The organism is Kineococcus gynurae, assembly GCF_042433995.1.
In the GTDB taxonomy this organism is placed as follows: Bacteria; Actinomycetota; Actinomycetes; order Actinomycetales; family Kineococcaceae; genus Kineococcus; species Kineococcus gynurae.
Genome location: NZ_JBHLUI010000002.1, coordinates 87,462 through 102,467, shown reverse-complemented (window position 1 = coordinate 102,467; position 15,006 = coordinate 87,462). Strand labels below are relative to the sequence as shown.

At 74.0% G+C, this 15,006-nt stretch carries 14 protein-coding genes; 4 read left to right on the top strand and 10 right to left on the bottom strand.

Annotated elements, in window-relative coordinates:
- Window positions 1–113: 113 nt before the first annotated feature.
- Entirely contained in the window at window positions 114–755 is a 642-nt protein-coding gene (locus tag ACFFKU_RS01035; RefSeq protein ID WP_380134628.1) for a ClpP family protease, read from the top strand.
- Window positions 755–1,348 (top strand): ClpP family protease, encoded by a 594-nt coding sequence (locus ACFFKU_RS01030; protein WP_380134625.1) that lies wholly within the window; start codon window positions 755–757, stop codon window positions 1,346–1,348. The genes ACFFKU_RS01035 and ACFFKU_RS01030 overlap by 1 nt, the downstream gene beginning before the upstream one ends.
- Before the next feature lie 6 nt (window positions 1,349–1,354).
- On the opposite strand, the gene ACFFKU_RS01025 is transcribed toward ACFFKU_RS01030, so the two are convergent.
- The 5 genes from ACFFKU_RS01025 to ACFFKU_RS01005 all read right to left on the bottom strand — a co-directional run bounded on the left by ACFFKU_RS01025 (window position 1,355) and on the right by ACFFKU_RS01005 (window position 6,037).
- Entirely contained in the window at window positions 1,355–2,521 is a 1,167-nt protein-coding gene (locus ACFFKU_RS01025; RefSeq protein WP_380134622.1) for a mannosyltransferase family protein, read from the bottom strand.
- A gap of 56 nt (window positions 2,522–2,577) precedes the next feature.
- The gene (locus tag ACFFKU_RS01020) at window positions 2,578–2,850 is read right to left on the bottom strand and encodes a helix-turn-helix domain-containing protein (RefSeq protein WP_380134619.1); all 273 of its coding nucleotides are present in this window, start codon (window positions 2,848–2,850) and stop codon (window positions 2,578–2,580) included.
- A 187-nt stretch (window positions 2,851–3,037) separates the two neighbouring features.
- On the bottom strand, window positions 3,038–4,561 hold the full coding sequence (locus ACFFKU_RS01015) for a methyl-accepting chemotaxis protein (RefSeq protein ID WP_380134617.1): 1,524 nt from the start codon (window positions 4,559–4,561) through the stop codon (window positions 3,038–3,040).
- A gap of 97 nt (window positions 4,562–4,658) precedes the next feature.
- Window positions 4,659–5,195: a SigE family RNA polymerase sigma factor gene (locus ACFFKU_RS01010; protein ID WP_380134615.1), complete on the bottom strand. Its 537-nt coding sequence runs from the start codon at window positions 5,193–5,195 to the stop codon at window positions 4,659–4,661.
- Entirely contained in the window at window positions 5,192–6,037 is an 846-nt protein-coding gene (locus ACFFKU_RS01005; RefSeq protein WP_380134612.1) for a serine/threonine-protein kinase, read from the bottom strand. The genes ACFFKU_RS01010 and ACFFKU_RS01005 overlap by 4 nt, the downstream gene beginning before the upstream one ends.
- A gap of 135 nt (window positions 6,038–6,172) precedes the next feature.
- On the opposite strand from ACFFKU_RS01005, the gene ACFFKU_RS01000 reads away from it, so the two are divergent.
- Window positions 6,173–7,516, top strand: coding sequence for a sensor histidine kinase (locus ACFFKU_RS01000; RefSeq protein WP_380134609.1), 1,344 nt, complete (start codon window positions 6,173–6,175; stop codon window positions 7,514–7,516).
- Window positions 7,513–8,193 (top strand): response regulator, encoded by a 681-nt coding sequence (locus tag ACFFKU_RS00995; RefSeq protein ID WP_380134606.1) that lies wholly within the window; start codon window positions 7,513–7,515, stop codon window positions 8,191–8,193. The genes ACFFKU_RS01000 and ACFFKU_RS00995 overlap by 4 nt, the downstream gene beginning before the upstream one ends.
- 132 nt (window positions 8,194–8,325) lie before the next feature.
- Here ACFFKU_RS00995 and ACFFKU_RS00990 read toward each other — a convergent pair whose 3' ends face one another.
- The 5 genes from ACFFKU_RS00990 to ACFFKU_RS00970 all read right to left on the bottom strand — a co-directional run bounded on the left by ACFFKU_RS00990 (window position 8,326) and on the right by ACFFKU_RS00970 (window position 14,903).
- Window positions 8,326–9,036: a MerR family transcriptional regulator gene (locus ACFFKU_RS00990; RefSeq protein ID WP_380134604.1), complete on the bottom strand. Its 711-nt coding sequence runs from the start codon at window positions 9,034–9,036 to the stop codon at window positions 8,326–8,328.
- Window positions 9,037–9,139: 103 nt separating this feature from the next.
- The gene (locus ACFFKU_RS00985; RefSeq protein WP_380134602.1) at window positions 9,140–10,747 is read right to left on the bottom strand and encodes a methyl-accepting chemotaxis protein; all 1,608 of its coding nucleotides are present in this window, start codon (window positions 10,745–10,747) and stop codon (window positions 9,140–9,142) included.
- Between the two features lie 118 nt (window positions 10,748–10,865).
- Window positions 10,866–12,233, bottom strand: a complete 1,368-nt coding sequence (locus tag ACFFKU_RS00980; protein WP_380134599.1) for an ATP-dependent 6-phosphofructokinase — start codon at window positions 12,231–12,233, stop codon at window positions 10,866–10,868.
- A gap of 95 nt (window positions 12,234–12,328) precedes the next feature.
- Window positions 12,329–14,383: a bifunctional copper resistance protein CopD/cytochrome c oxidase assembly protein gene (locus tag ACFFKU_RS00975; protein WP_380134596.1), complete on the bottom strand. Its 2,055-nt coding sequence runs from the start codon at window positions 14,381–14,383 to the stop codon at window positions 12,329–12,331.
- Window positions 14,384–14,492: 109 nt separating this feature from the next.
- Window positions 14,493–14,903: an ATP-binding protein gene (locus ACFFKU_RS00970; RefSeq protein ID WP_380134594.1), complete on the bottom strand. Its 411-nt coding sequence runs from the start codon at window positions 14,901–14,903 to the stop codon at window positions 14,493–14,495.
- Window positions 14,904–15,006: the final 103 nt, after the last annotated feature.

Genomic DNA, 15,006 nt, shown 5'->3' with positions numbered 1-15,006 from the left:
AGGACACGTCCCGTTCTCACATGGTGACGATCCTCTGCCGGCAGCAGAAGGCGCGGCCGGGTGCGGCCCCGGGGGGCGACGGTGGGACGACCACCGATCCCTGGAGGTCCACCATGATCCACCGTCCCACCTCCCTCGCCGGGCCGTCGTCGACGGCCGGCGACGAGGCTCCCCCCACCCTGGACGAGCAGCTCGGGCGACGGCTGCAGGAGCAACGCATCCTGGTGCTCGGCAGCGCCGTGGACGACGCCGTCGCGCACCGGTTGTGCGCGCAGCTTCTGCTGCTCTCGGTCGAGGACCCCCGCCGACCGATCACCCTGTGGATCAACTCCCCGGGTGGGTCGGTCACCGCCGGCCTCGCCGTCTACGACACGATGCGGGCCCTCCCGAACGAGGTCACCACGGTGGCCCTCGGGTTGGCGGCCAGCATGGGCCAGTTCCTGCTCTGCGCGGGCACCCCCGGGCGCCGCTTCGCGCTGCCGCACGCCCGCGTGATGATGCACCAGCCCTCCGGCGGGATCGGCGGGACGGCCGCCGACATCGCCATCCAGGCCGAGAACCTGGCCCACACCAAGGCGACGCTGCAGCGGTTGATCGCCGAGCACACCGGGCAGGACGTCGCCACGGTCGAGGCCGACTCGGCCCGCGACCGCTGGTTCACCGCCGAGGAGGCCCGGGCCTACGGGCTCGTGGACGAGGTCCTCACCTCCCTCGCCGACCTGCCCGCCACCCGCGACCGGAAGGTGGGTCTCTGATGGCCGGCTACCCCATCCCCTACGTCACCGAGACGACCCCCCGTGGGGAGCGGACCGCCGACGTGTTCTCGCGGTTGCTCAGCGACCGCATCGTCTTCCTGGCCGGGGAGATCGACGACGGGGTCGCCAACGTCGTCGTCGCCCAGCTCCTGCACCTGGCCTCGGCGAGCCCGACCGCCGAGATCAGCCTCTACATCAACTCCCCCGGCGGCTCGGCCACCGCGCTGACCGCGATCTACGACACGATGCGCTTCGTCCAGCCCGACGTGGCGACGTTCTGCGTCGGGCAGGCCGCCTCGGCCGCCGCGGTCCTGCTCGCCGCGGGCACCCCGGGCCGGCGTTCGGTCCTGGAGCACTCCCGCGTCCTGCTGCACCAACCCTCCGGCGGGGCCCAGGGCACGGTCGCCGACCTGGAGATCCAGGCCGCCGAGGTGCTGCGCATCCGCGCCGACGTGGAACGGGTCCTCTCCCGGCACACCGGCCACCCGGTGGAGAAGCTGCGGGCCGACCTCGACCGCGACCTCGTGCTCACCGCGAGAGCCGCGGTGGAGTACGGGATGGCCGACCGGGTGGTCGAGCCGGCCGTCGCCTGAGCGGGGTCAGCCGACCCAGCGGGCCTGGGCGAAGAGCATCGCGGAGGAGAACAGCACGGCCGCGGAGGGGAGGAGCACCAGCGCCAGCCTCCCCTCCCCGGCCAGCCGCCGGGAACCGGCGAGGGCGACCGCGACCGGGAACACGACCAGCGCGTACCGGTTGACGGCCTGGAAGTTGCTGTTGATCGAGGTGAGAACGAGCGTGCCCACCGCCAGCACCGTCCAGGAGAACGGCTGGCGACGGGCCAGGACGACGGTGAACCCCAGCAGGACCAGCCAGGTGCCGACGCCGAGCCCGTCGCGGAACAACCAGGCGACGTCGGGGCCGCCGGGCGCGGTCGCGTACCCGGCGAGTTTCACCAGGTTCACCCACAGGGTGTGGGCGATGTTCGGGTCGAACACCTGGTAGGTCCAGGCGATGTCGTAGGCGTGGAACGAGGCCAGCGGGTCGTCGAGGGCCGCCCAGCACCAGCCGTACCAGGACAGCACCCCCACCGGGGCCAGGGCCAGCCACGCGGTGGACCGGTCGAGCCGGCCGATCCGCCACGGGCGCAACGAGAACCCCTTCTGGGCCAGGTGCTCGACGACGATCGCACCGAGGACCACCAGGGCGGGCAACCGGGTCGCGGTCAGCAGTGCCAGCACCAGCCCGGTGCGGGCCCACTGCCCCCGCCCGGCGAACAGGAACGCGGCGAAGGCCAGCGCGCAGAACAGCGCCTCGGTGTAGATCGCGGCGAGGAAGAACGCGCCCGGCGCGAGCAGGAACACGACGGCGGTGCGGGCGACCCGGGCCTCGTCCCCGAACCGGTCCCGCGCGATCCCGCGCAGGCACACGAGCGCGACGAGGGCCGCGACCCAGCTCACGAGGACCCCCGCGTAGGGGAGACCGACCCCGAGGCTCGCGACCCCGCGCACCAGCAGCGGGTACAGCGGGTAGAACGCCGGTTGGATCGGGTTCTGGTACCCGTCCCGGGCGATGTCGAGGTAGTGGTTGGCGTCCCACCGGCTGAGCGCCTGCACCCACTCGGGATAGGGCCGCAGCCAGTCGTAGGCAACGTCGAGACCGGTCGGCGGCAGGGTCGCCAGGGTGACCGTCATGGTCCCGACGACGCCGACCAGCCAGACCAGCAGCAGGGCGGCGGCGGGCAGGGCTCGGCGGAGCGGGGTCGGCACCCGAGGACGCTAGTGCCTCGGGTGCCGGGTCGCGGTGCGTCCGCCGGCGCCCGGGGTCAGGCGGCCAGGCGCAGCTGCACCGACGACGGGGCGGTCGGGACGGCGCGGGTGGTGACCGTGCGGAGGCTGCGGGCGAGGAGGTCGGGCACCGTGAGGTCGAGGGCGCCGCAGAGGTCGGCGAGGATCTCCGAGGACGGTTCCTTGCGACCCCGTTCGATCTCGGACAGGTACGGCAACGAGATCCCCGACCGGCGGGCGACGGCGGCGAGGGTGCGGCCCTGGGCCAGCCGCTCCTCGCGCAGCACCGCGCCGAAGACGGTACGCAGCAACGGGTCCGGGGACCGGCGGGCCGACCGCGGCGGCGACGACGACGGCGACGGTGACGACGCGGACGGCACGAGTCGGAGCGCGGGACGGGCCAAGGCGGTCTCCTCGGGCACGGGGAACGGGTCCGCCCCCGACGCTAGGCGTCGGGGGCGGGTCCGGACAGGATCGTCCGCTGAGGGCAGAACCCGGTCAGTCGCGGCTGTCGAAGGCCGAGGCCATGCGCACCTGCTCGTCGATGACCTCGTTGATGCGGGCCTGGACGGTGTCCAGCTCGCGCACGATGGCCGAGGTCTCCTCGATGCCGTGCTGCACCGAGCGGGAGGACTGCTGGATCCCGGCGACCTGGTGCACGACGCGCTGGGTCGCCTCGGCGGTCTCCCGGGCGAGGTCCTTGACCTCGCTCGCGACGACCGCGAAACCGCGGCCGAGCTCGCCCGCCCGGGCCGCCTCGATCGTCGCGTTCAGGGCCAGCAGGTTCGTCTGGTCGGCGATGCCCGAGATGATCTTGATGACCTCGCCGACGGCGGCGGAGGCCTGCGACAGCGCGTCCACGTCGGCGGTCATGGTCAGCGCGTGCCCGACGGCCGCGTCGGCCACCCGGCCCGCGTCCTGGGTCGCGTCGCGCAGCCGCGACACGGTCTGCAGCAGGTCCAGCGCGTTCTGCGCGTCGTGCTCGGCCCGGCGGACCACGTCGAGACGCTGCGAGAGGAGCTGCTGGACGCTGCGCAGCGCGTCCATGCGGGACTCCGACACGTCCACGTGGTTGTGGGTGAAGAAGTCCATCGTGCCGATGATGCGACCGCCGACGACGACCGGGAAGCACACCCCGGAACGGATGCCGGCCCGCTGCGCGGCGGGGGCGCGCACGCAGTCGCCGAGCTCGCCCAGGTCGGGCACGTAGAGCAGCTCGCGCGACTGCCAGGCCCGCCCGTTCAGCCCGACGCCCGGGGAGTAGGAGGTGGCCAGCGTCGCCCGGCGGAACTCCTCGCCGGCCGAACCGGAGTCGGTCTTGAAGCGCAGCTGCTGACGGGCCTCGTCGAGCTCCCAGAAGGAGCCGTAGGCCCAGCCGAAGACCTCGCGGACCGTGGACAGGGCGATCACGATGGCCGAGGCCTCGGTCGCGGCCTCCCCGACCCGGGTGACGACCGTGGTGACCGCCATCCGGTCGTTCAGGGTCTCCTGCAACGCGGTCTGGCCCAGCGCCGCACGACGGGCGTGGGTGGCGACGCGGGCGATGGCCTGCCACTTCTCGGCGCGGGGCCCGAAGAACGGCAGCGGGGTGCGGCTGTAGAACTCCTGGACCGCGACCAGGCGTCCGCGCTCCAGCACGGGGACGAAGGCCCCGTAGAGGGCCCCGGCGGCCCGGGCGGTGGTCCAGCGCAGGCTGCTCTCCACCTCGTCGCAGGCGACGGGTGTGCGGCTGATGACGGCGCCGCGACCCGCGGTGTGCTCGAAGGGGACGGTCCGGACCAGGGCCATCTGCTCGGCCACCGGGCCCGCCTCGGCGGACAGGGCGAACCGGTCGTCGTCGTCGGGCAGCCAGACCGCGCCGTACTCCAGGCCCAGGGCGCGCACCAGGGCCTCGACGCACAGCCGGTGCCCCTCGACCGCGTCCCGGACGCCCCCGTCCAGGGCGTCGAGGACGGCTTCGAGCGCCTCGACGTCGCGGGGGGTCGGCATGGGCGCGGGCGCCTGCTGCTTACGACGGAACACGGATCATCCTCCGGCCGTGGGGTGCCCTTCCTGGACTTCCCCGGATCTCTTCCCCAGCTTGATCGGCGTGGATCATCCCGATCTGAACCCGCCGCGCTCAGGTGCCGCCGAGACGGGTCCGCAGGGTCGCGAGCCCGCGGTGGGCGTTGCTGCGGACCGTGCCGGGAGAGATGTCCAGGAGGTCGGCGATCTGCTCGTCGGCGAGGTCCTCGAAGTGCCGCAGCACGAGCACCGTCCGCTGCCGGGTCGGCAGTCCGCGCAGCGCCCGGAGCAACTGGTCGCGGTCGGCCAGCATGGCGTCGGCCGCCCGGCCACCGGTGGGCCGCTCCGGCAGGTCGCCGTCGAGCGTCGGCCCCTCGCGGCGGGCCGCCCGCCGCCACCACGACGTGCACGCGTTGACGACCATGCGGTTGACGTAGGCGTTCGGGTCGTCGGCCCCGGACACCCGCGACCAGGAGAGCAAGGCCTTGGCCAGCACGTCCTGCACGACGTCCTCCGCGGTGTCGGGGTCGCGCAGCAGGCCCCGGGCCAGCCGGACCAGGGCCGCGCCACGGGCCACGACGAACGCCTCGAACTGCTCCTCGGCCGAGGTCCGGGCGGGCGGGGCCGCGGTGCCGTCCCGGACGGCCCTCATCGGGTGGCCGCCGGGATCTCGGTGCCGTCCAGGGCGCGCTGGACCGCCGTGCGGGCCAGGGTCTCGGCCAGGGCGGTGACGTCGGCGGGGTCGCCGGCGGCGACGTCGCCCTGGACGGTGACGAGCAACGGCCCGTCGTGGGTGACGACCGTGAAGCGGTAGACGGAGTCGGTCAGGCTCGCGTACCCGCCCACCACCGCCTCCCCGACCCCGCCGACCGGGAACGCCGTCCACGGGCCGGTCTCCTCGGGAGCCTGGCACCCGTCGGCCAGCTGGTCCCGGGTGACGGCCACGGCCCGCTCGGGCGCGTCTCCGCCCAGGGCCAGCACGGTCTCCCGCAGCGCCCGCGGCGGACCGTCGGCCAGGACCGGGTTCTCGCTCCACAGCGTCGACCGCCCCGCCCGGAGGTCGGCGTCGGGCAGCACCTGGTCGGTGCAGGCCCCCGTGGTCACCGGCGTCCCGGCCGGGACGGCTGCGTCGTCGTCGGTGCGGACCAGCTCCGGGAGCTGCGCCGCCACGTCGGCGTCGCTCAGCATCGCCGCCGCGGGGACGTCGTCGGGTACCGCGGGCGCCGCCACGGAGGCGGTGCTCGTCGGTCGGGTCGCCGGCGGGACCGCCGCGTCGGGCCGGGCCAGCTGGCTCCACCCCACGGGGACCACCAGGGCGACGAGGGCCAGCGCCCCGACCGTGGCCCGTCGTCGCCGTCGGATCCCGACCGCCCGCCCGCGCGCGCCCACCAGCAGCGCGGCCACGTCCACCGGCCGCTGGTCGGCCGCCCCGCGCAGGGCCCGGCCCCACGCGTCGTCGGCCCCCGCCCCGCCCCGTTCCTCGTCGCCGAGCATCCCGGTCCCCCCCTTCCGCCCGGACGCCCGTGGTCCGGTCTCCTCGGCAGGACGCTGCCCGGTCGGCTGAACGTTGCACCGGATCGCCGACCGTCGGTCGATCCTCGCCCGTGCGCACCGACCTAGCCTGGGCGGGTGCACGACACCCTGCGTCGTCGGTCCTGGATCGAGCGCTACGGCCCCCGCATCCGCGACGTGCTGCTCGTCGTGCTCGGCCTCGCCTTCGCCGCCGCGTTCACGCACGACCTGCTGACCCAGGGCGGGCGGGTGGAGTTCTCGACGTCCGCGGTCCGCGCCCCGGTCGTCCTGTCCGGGGTGCTCGCCGCCCTCTCGGCCCTGGCCCTGTGGTGGCGGCGGCGCTACCCGGTCGTCCTCACCGTCGCCGGGTCGGCCGTGGGGCTGCTCGTCGGTTTCGACGGCGTGGCCGTCCTCGCGCTGCTGACCCTGGCGGTCCGTCGCCGCGACCGGTTGCTCGTGCTCCTCTCGGCCGTCGTCTTCGTCACCTCCGTCGCCTCGGGCCTGCGCGCGCCCGGGGTGTCCTGGCTGGTCGCGCTGCTCACCTCGGCCGCGTTCGTCGCCATCGCCGTCTTCCTCGGCGCGTTCGTCGGGGCGCGCCGCGACCTCGTGCGGAGCCTGCGCGAACGGGCCGAGCGCGCCGAGGCCGAGCAGGTCCTGCGGGCCGAGCAGGCGCGGCTGGCCGAACGCACCCGCATCGCCCGCGAGATGCACGACGTGCTCGCCCACCGGATCTCGCTCGTCGTGCTGCACGCGGGCGGGTTGGAGGTACGGCCCGACGTGGGGGCCGAGCAGGTGGAGGCGAGCGCGGCCACGATCCGCGAGACGGCCCGCACGGCGCTGGAGGACCTGCGCCGGGTGCTCGGCGTGCTGCGCACCCCGGGCGAGACCGGCTCCGCGGTCGGTGCGGCGGAACTCCTGCCCCAGCCCACCCTGGTCGACGTGCGGCGGCTGGTGGAGGGGTCGCGCGAGGCGGGGGTCGACGCCGACTTCCGGACCGACGTCCCCCTGCACGCCGACGTCCCGGCCGAACTCGGGCGCACCGTCTACCGGGTGGTGCAGGAGGCGCTCACCAACGTCCACAAGCACGCCCCCTCGGCCCGGACGATGGTGACGGTCTCGACCCGGACCGGTACCACCGGCCGCTCGCTGCTGGTGAGCGTCGTCAACGAACGGCCGACCTCGCGGGCCGACGACCTGCCGGGCACCGGGTCCGGTCTCGTCGGCCTGACCGAACGGGTGGGGATCGCCTCCGGCACGTTGACGTCCGGCTTGGAACCCGGCGGGGGTTTCGCGGTCCGGGCCGTCCTGCCCTGGCCCTGCGCGGAAGGGGCCGACCCCGACCGCGCGGCCTGGACGCCGCCCGACTTCCGCCCGGGTGCCAGACTCTCGACCGTCCACGACACCGCGGCACCGGCGGAGGGAACTCCTCGCGCCACCGACGACCACCGGAGGAACCCGTGACCACCCCCACCCCGGACCGTCCCACCCGGGTGCTGCTCGTCGACGACGACGCCCTGGTCCGGGCGGGCCTGCGGATGATCCTGACCAGCGCCGACGACCTCGACATCGTCGGGGAGGCCGAGAACGGCGTGCAGGCGGTGGAGGCCGTCTCGGCCCACCACCCCGACATCGTCCTCATGGACGTCCGGATGCCGGTGATGGACGGACTCGCTGCGGCCAAGGCGATCACGAGCCGCCCCTCGGCCCCGGCCGTCATCATGCTGACGACCTTCGACCTCGACGAGTACGTGTTCCAGGCGTTGCAGGCCGGGGCCACCGGTTTCCTGCTGAAGGACACCCCGCCGCGCGACCTGCTCGCCGCGGTCCGTGTCGTCGCCTCGGGAGAGGCGATGCTCTCGCCCACCGTCACGCGCCGACTGGTCGGCCACTACGCCGCCGACACCGGCAACCCCCGGCGCCGGGAGGCCACCGAGCGCCTCACCCTGCTGACCGAACGCGAACGCGAGGTGCTGGCGGCGGTCGGGCGCGGGTTGTCCAACGCCGAGGTGGGCAAGGAACTCTTCATGAGCGAGGCGACCGTGAAGACCCACGTGTCCCGGCTGCTGACGAAACTCGACGCCCACAACCGCGTCCAGGTCGCGATCATCGCCCACGACGCGGGCCTGCTCGACTCCTGACCCCACCCCTCCCCAGGCCCCGCCCCCCTGCGAAACCCTCCCCCGCGAAACCTTCCCCCCGCTCACCCCTCCCGTGATCAAGGAATCCGCCATCAGGATTCCTTGATCACGGGGAGTGTGCGGGTGGACGGTTCAGAGGCCGGCGCGGGTGATGAAGTCGATCGACACGGGGCTGGGGCCGCCGTGGTCGCGCTGGATCTGCTCGGTGTTCTCCTCGTTCATCCGGAACAACGCGTTCCGCAGTTCCGGGTCACCGCCGTGGAAGCGGTGCAGCAGTTCCTGCCACTCGGCCAGGAGTTCCTGCCCCCGCGGCGAGGACGGGTCGACCCCCGCCGCGACCGCCTCCTCCACCTCCGCGATGAGCGTCGGCCACCGTTCCTCGGTCGCGCGGACGACATCCTCCCCGAGCTCGACCCGTCGCTGCTGCAACGTCTCCAGCTGCTCGGGCGTGAAGTACTCCTGCACCGTGCTCACCTCTCTCACCAGGTCGAGGACGTCGGTGTCGGTCACCGCTTCGCGGACCACCGTGGTCAACCGGGACCGCAACCGCTGCAGGGCCAGCAGCTGCTCGTCCACGCGGGCCAGGTGCGCCTCGGCCAGGTCGCGCAGGGACGCGGTGCCCTGCAGCACCTCACCGATCTCGGCGAGTCCCATGCCCAGCGCGCGCAGCGCCAGGACCCGGTAGAGACGTTCCACGTCGGCCGGGGCGTAACGCCGGTGCCCGGCGACGGTCCGGCCCGACGGGTGCAGCAGCCCGACCGCGTCGTAGTGGTGCAGCGTCCGGACCGTCACCCCCGTCCGCCCGGCCAGTTCGCCGATGCGCCAACCCTCGTCCTGGTCCATCCCGGAATCCTCCCCACGACGGTGCGGGACCGCCCGACCCCCTCCCCCACCCGTCGTGGGGGTGCTCCGAGCATCGGCCCTGACGTGGCGTGAGGAGCAAGCGTCAGATGCGGAACGTCTGGGCGGCCGACCGCAACCGGTCGGCGGTCGAGCGCAGCGAGCCCACGCTCTCCACGGTCGCGCGCAGGCTGCGCTGGTCGTGGTCGACGGCGGAGCGGACCCCGATCAGCATGGAGGAGATGTCGGTGGTGCTGCGGGCCGCACCGGTGACGCTGCCGATGAGCTCGCGGGTCGTGGCGGTCTGCTGCTGCAACGCGGTCGCGACCGCGGCCTGCAGCTCGTCGACCCGCTCGATGACCCCGGAGATCCGCCCGATCGCGACGACCGCCTCGGCGCTGCCGTTGCGCACGGCCTCGACCTTCGCGGCGATCTCCTCGGTGGCGACCCCGGTCTCCCGGGCGAGTTCCTTGACCTCGCCGGCCACGACCGCGAAACCCCGACCGGCCTCGCCGGCGCGGGCCGCCTCGATGGTGGCGTTGAGGGCCAGCAGGTTGGTCTGCTCGGCGATCGAGGTGATGACCGCGACGACCGCCCCGATGCCCTCGCTGGCCGCCCCGAGCTCGGCGACGGCGGACCGGGTCCGCTCGGCGGTCTCGACCGCCTGGCGCGCCACGAACGAGGACTCGTCCATCGCCATCGCGATCTCGTCGATGGAGGACCCCATCTGGTGGGCCCCCTCGGCGATGACGGCGACCTCCTCGGAGATGGCGTCGGCCGCGGTCCCCACCCGGTGGCTCTCCTCGCGCGTCCGCCGGTTGCCGTCGGTCAGGGCGCTGGCCTGGGCGGACAGCCCGTCGGCCAGCGCCGAGACCGAGTGCGAGGCCCCGACCAGGTCCATGACCGTGGCCCGGGTCGCGGCGACCGCGTCGGACAGGGCGCGGGCGATGTCGGCGAACTCGTCCCGACCCTCCACCACCGGTTGGACCCGGAGGTCGCCGTCGGCGACCCGACGGACCTCGGAGAGCATGCGCCGCAACGGCACCCGGATGCTGCGCCCGATGAGCCAGAGCAGCGACAGGATGCCGAGGCCGGCCAGGGCCAGCGTGAGCAGGACCCAGGTGCGGGCACGGTCGGCCCGACGGTCGGCCTCCCGCTGGGCAGCGGCGGCCCGCGCCTCGACCGAGGCGGTGAGGCGTTCTGTCGCGGTCAGGAGTTCGGCGTACACGCCCCAGCTGTCGTTCTGGATGATGTCCTCGCCCCGGGCCAGGTCACCCGCCGCGTAGGCGGCGACCGCCCGGTCGTCGCTGGCGAAGAACTCCCGCCACTTGCGCACGACGAGGTCGTTCTCGGCCCGTTCGTCGGGCGTCATCACGGCCACGGGGGCGAGGGCCAGGGCGGACTGGAGCTTCTGCTTGTCGGCGAGGTAGCCCGCGCGGTTCGGCGAGGCCGGGTCGATCGCCCGCTGCGGCCCGAAGCGGTAGGTGTCCCAGGCGTAGGCGGCCTGCCACCCGGACACGTCCGCGTCCCAGAACCGCTGCTCGTGGACGTAGTCGGTCAGCCGACCCAGCTCGCGCAGGTGCGTCACGGTCCGGACCTGCGCACGGTTGGTGCCGAGCGCCACGGCGCCGCACGCGACGAGCAGGGCCAGCACCACCCCTGCCGTCACCGCGAGCCGAGCCCCCACCCGCACCCGTCGCACCATGCCGATCATGCATCCCCCACAACGATCCGACCGGGGGCGTCCGCCCTCCGTCCGCGGTCCATCGGCAGACCGGGGGGAGGAACGTAGATCGTCGGGCGAGCTTTCTAGAAGCCGGCCTCCGGGCGGGTCACTGCCCCCCGAACGCCGTCACCTGGTCGGCGTCGCGCTCACCGAAGGACCACGGCTGCCCCGTCGCCTCGAGCACCGACCACCAGAGGTCGCCGTGGGGGTCGACCTGGTTGCGGGCCGAGACCGCGAGGTGGATCGGGATGTGCACGAACCGCCGTCGCCAGCGCCCCACGACCATGTTCGTGCGGCCCGCCATCGCCGCGTGCACGGCCGCGTGGGCCAGGCGAGTGCAGTAGACGGCGTCGTAGGGGTTGGCCGGGACCGAGCGGATGACGTAGCTCGGGTCGATGTAGCGGAAGTTCAGGTCCATCTGGTGGGCGGCGAAGTCGTCGACGATCGCCTGCCGCAGCAGCAGACCCACGTCCTGGAGCTTCTTGTTGCCCGAGGCGTCCCGGTCGTCGACGTCCTCGAACAGTTCCTGCCCGGCCCCCTCGGCCGCCACGACCAGCGCGTGGCCCTGGTCGCGCACCTTGGCGCGCAACGCCTCCAGGAACCCGCCCGGGCCCTCGAGGGTGAACGGGACCTCGGGGATGAGCACGTAGTCGGCGTCGTTCTGCGCCAGCGCCGCGTAGCAGGCGATGAAACCGGAGTGCCGCCCCATGAGCTTCACCAGCGAGACCCCGTTGGGGGCCGTGCGGGCCTCGACCTTGGCCGACCGGATGGACCGGGTCGCCTCGGAGAACGCCGACTGGAACCCGAAGCTCTGGTCGATGAACGGGATGTCGTTGTCGATGGTCTTGGGGATCCCGACGACCGCGATCCGCTGGTCGCGCTCCTTGATCTCGGCCGCGATGCGCTGGGCCCCCCGCAGGGTGCCGTCGCCCCCGATCACGAAGAGGATCGAGATCCCGAGCCGTTCCAGGCAGTCGACCATGGCGACCGGGTCCTGCTGCCCGCGGGAGGTGCCGAGGATGGTGCCGCCCTCGTTGTCGATGTTCTCGACGACCTTGGGCGTCAGGTCCACGATGTCGTGGCCGTAGCTGGGGATGAAGCCCTGGTAGCCGTTCTTGAACCCGACGATGCGACGCACGCCGTAGTGGTTGGTCAGCTCCGAGACGACGGCCCGGATGACGTTGTTGATGCCGGGACAGAGCCCCCCGCAGGTGACGATGCCGACGCGCGTCTTGGACGGGTCGAAGAAGATCTTCTTGCGCGGTCCGGTCGGCTCGAAGCTCGGCAGGTCGGCCAGGCCGTCGACGTCACCGCTGCGGCGCGACACCTTGGAGAGCGTGTCGTCGAACAGGACGCGGTCGGTCTCCTGCACGTAGTGCTGGGTGGTGCGCCGGGCGTCGAGTCGGGGGGCCAGGGGCGAGTCCACCGTGCACGACCCGAGGGTCTCCACGGTGAAGTCCAGGCTGGTGCTCATGGGCGCGGCAGGTCCTCTCGAAAGGTCGGGCTCGTGACCATCATCGAGCACGAGGGGGGACGGGCGACAGTCCGGGGTCGGCGCCCGACCGGGCCTCAGCGCCCCTGACGGTCGCGGTCGGCCATCCGGGCCAGCATCGCGTTGTACTCGGCGAGGTCCCGGTCGCCGTCGCGGTCGGCCGCCCGGTCGCGACGGCGCACCTCCCGGCCGTCCGAGCGCGACCAGGCGACGGCCACGCCGAGCAGCAGCAGCACGGTCGGCACCTCGCCGATGCCCCAGGCGATGCCGCCGCCCTTCTGCTGGTCGGCCAGCAGGGCGGGCCCGTCCAGACCGGAGACGGCCGCGAACCAGCTCCCGGCGAGCAGTCCCGACCCCTGCATCAGCGCGACGCCGAAGAAGGCGTGGAAGCCCATGGTCGCGAGCAGCAGGATGAGGCGCAGCGGGTAGGCCGGCCGGTGCGGACCGGGGTCGACCCCCACCAGGCAGGACGCGAACAGGTACCCGGTGCCGATGAAGTGGACCATCATCAGCTCGTGCCCGACGTGGGTGCGCAGGGCCAGCTCGAACAGCGGCGAGTAGTAGAAGACGATCAGGCTGCCGGCGAACAGGACCGCGGCCACCAGCGGGTGCCCGACCACCCCGAGGAAACGCGAGTGCGCCAGGGTCAGGACCCACTCGCGCAGACCGCGCGAACCGTCGCGGCGGGACGGGACGGCCCGCATCACCAGCGTGACCGGGGCGCCCAGGACGAGCGGGACGGGCACGGCCATGGTCAGCAGCATGTGCTGGAGCATGTGCGAGCTGAAGGTGAGGCGGCCGTAGGCCGCCGGGCCGCCGCTGGTGACGAAGAACAGCAGCACGCAGCCGAGCACCCACCAGAGGGTGCGTCCCACGGGCCACCGGTCCCCCCGCCGACGCAGGCGGCGGACGAGGACGAGGTAGCCGACGAGGACGGTGGCCCCGACGACGAGCCAGAGCAGGTCGGGCGAGACCTGCACGAACCAGTTGACGGTGCTCAGCGGCGGCGGGACCGCCTCACCGAGGAGCTCCGCGGCCGGGGAGACGCCCGGGGCGGCGTCGGGCACCGGCGTGGGGCTGCGGCTGAGCGCGACCCCGAGACCCAGCGCGGCCCCCATGACCGCGACCTCGACCGCGGCCAGGCGCAGGAACGCGTGCGGGGACCGGCCGATCGTGGGCACGGTCCGTCGCCGGTGCCAGACCCCGAGGCCGGCGAGGACGAGCAGCAGGACGACCTTGGCGACCACGAGGAGGCCGTAGGGGCTGCCGAGGGCGCCGAACCCGCCCAGCCGGACGGCCGCGTTGACGACGCCCGACAGGGCCACCAGCCCGAAGCAGGCGAGGGCGATCGTGGAGTACCGCGCGGTGACGGTGGCCAGGTCGACCACCTTCTCCCCCGCACCGGCCCCGCGCCGCACCCCGGTCAGCGGGGCCACCGCGACCAGCACGACCAGCCCGCCGACCCAGAGCGTGACCCCGACCAGGTGCATCCCGAGCGAGCTGACCGCCGTCATGTGCGAGGCCGAGCCGGCGGCGTGCCCCGACAGCGACAGCGGCAGCAGGGCCACCAGCGACAGGACGGCCCCCGCGGCCGCCCCGGTCATCGAGGTGGCCGCGGCACCGATGGTGGCCACGACGGCGGCGAGCACGGTCGTGGCCAGCAGGGCCCGCCCGAGGTCGATCTCGGTCGCGAACTGCCCGAGCTGCGCCCCGAAACCCGGGGCACCCGGGGCGGCCCCGAGCACGTCCATGGCCGTGAGGACCAGGACCAGCAGCGCGGCCACCGCCCAGACCCCCGCGGCCGTCGCGCCGATGCGCACCGCGCGGGTCCATGCGGCCGAGGGTGCGGGGAGCACGACCGAGGCCAGGACGAGACCCCCGACCGCGACGGCGGCCGCCAGGTCGTGGACGACCCGGACCACGGGCAGCCCCCAGCGCACCAGGGGGCCCGGGTCGAGCAGGGCGGAGGGGCGCAGACCACCGGACAGGGCCAGCCCGAGCAGGGCCAGCAGGACGGCGGTCACGAGCGCCGCCCCGACCGCGGCCAGGACGAGGGCGGGACGTTGCGGGCGGGCACCGGGGCGCGGGGCCGGGCGCACCGACCCCGTGGCCGAGGACGACGGGGAGGACACCCCTCCAGGGTAGGCGCCGGGTCGGAGCGTGGTCCGCCCTCGTCGTGCCGGCCCCCCGTGCGGTGCTCGGCCCCGGGCAGAGCGGTCGGCGGCCGTCGGACCCGGGGGATCAGGCGGGAACGGCGTGCCGCGCGGGTTCCGTGGCGACGTCGAACCAGACGGTCTTGCCGCCGGGGTCGACGTCGACGCCGTGCGCGTCGGCCAGCGTCTCCACGAGGGCCATGCCCCGGCCGTTGAGGGCGTCCGGGTCGAGCGGGCCCCGCTGGGGGACCCGGCTGTTCTCGTCGCCCACCCCCACCCGGATGCGGGTGGCCGTGCGGCGCAACCGGAGGACGACCTCGGAGCGGCCGTGCAGGACCGCGTTGGTCACCAGCTCGGCGGTGAGCAGGACCGCGGTGTCGACGGCGTCGCCGTCCACCCCGTGCCGGGAGCACCAGTCGCTGACGATCCCGCGGGCCGCGCGTGACGAGCGCGGGTCGGGGGGCAGCGTCGTGACGCTCGACCAGGACACTGCGGTCACGGCGTTCCTCCATCTCCGTTCGGCGAACCGTCCGCAACGGTAACGCAGAGTGACCGAGTATGCGCCATACGTCGTACTTCTGACCGCCGAACACCTGAAGGCG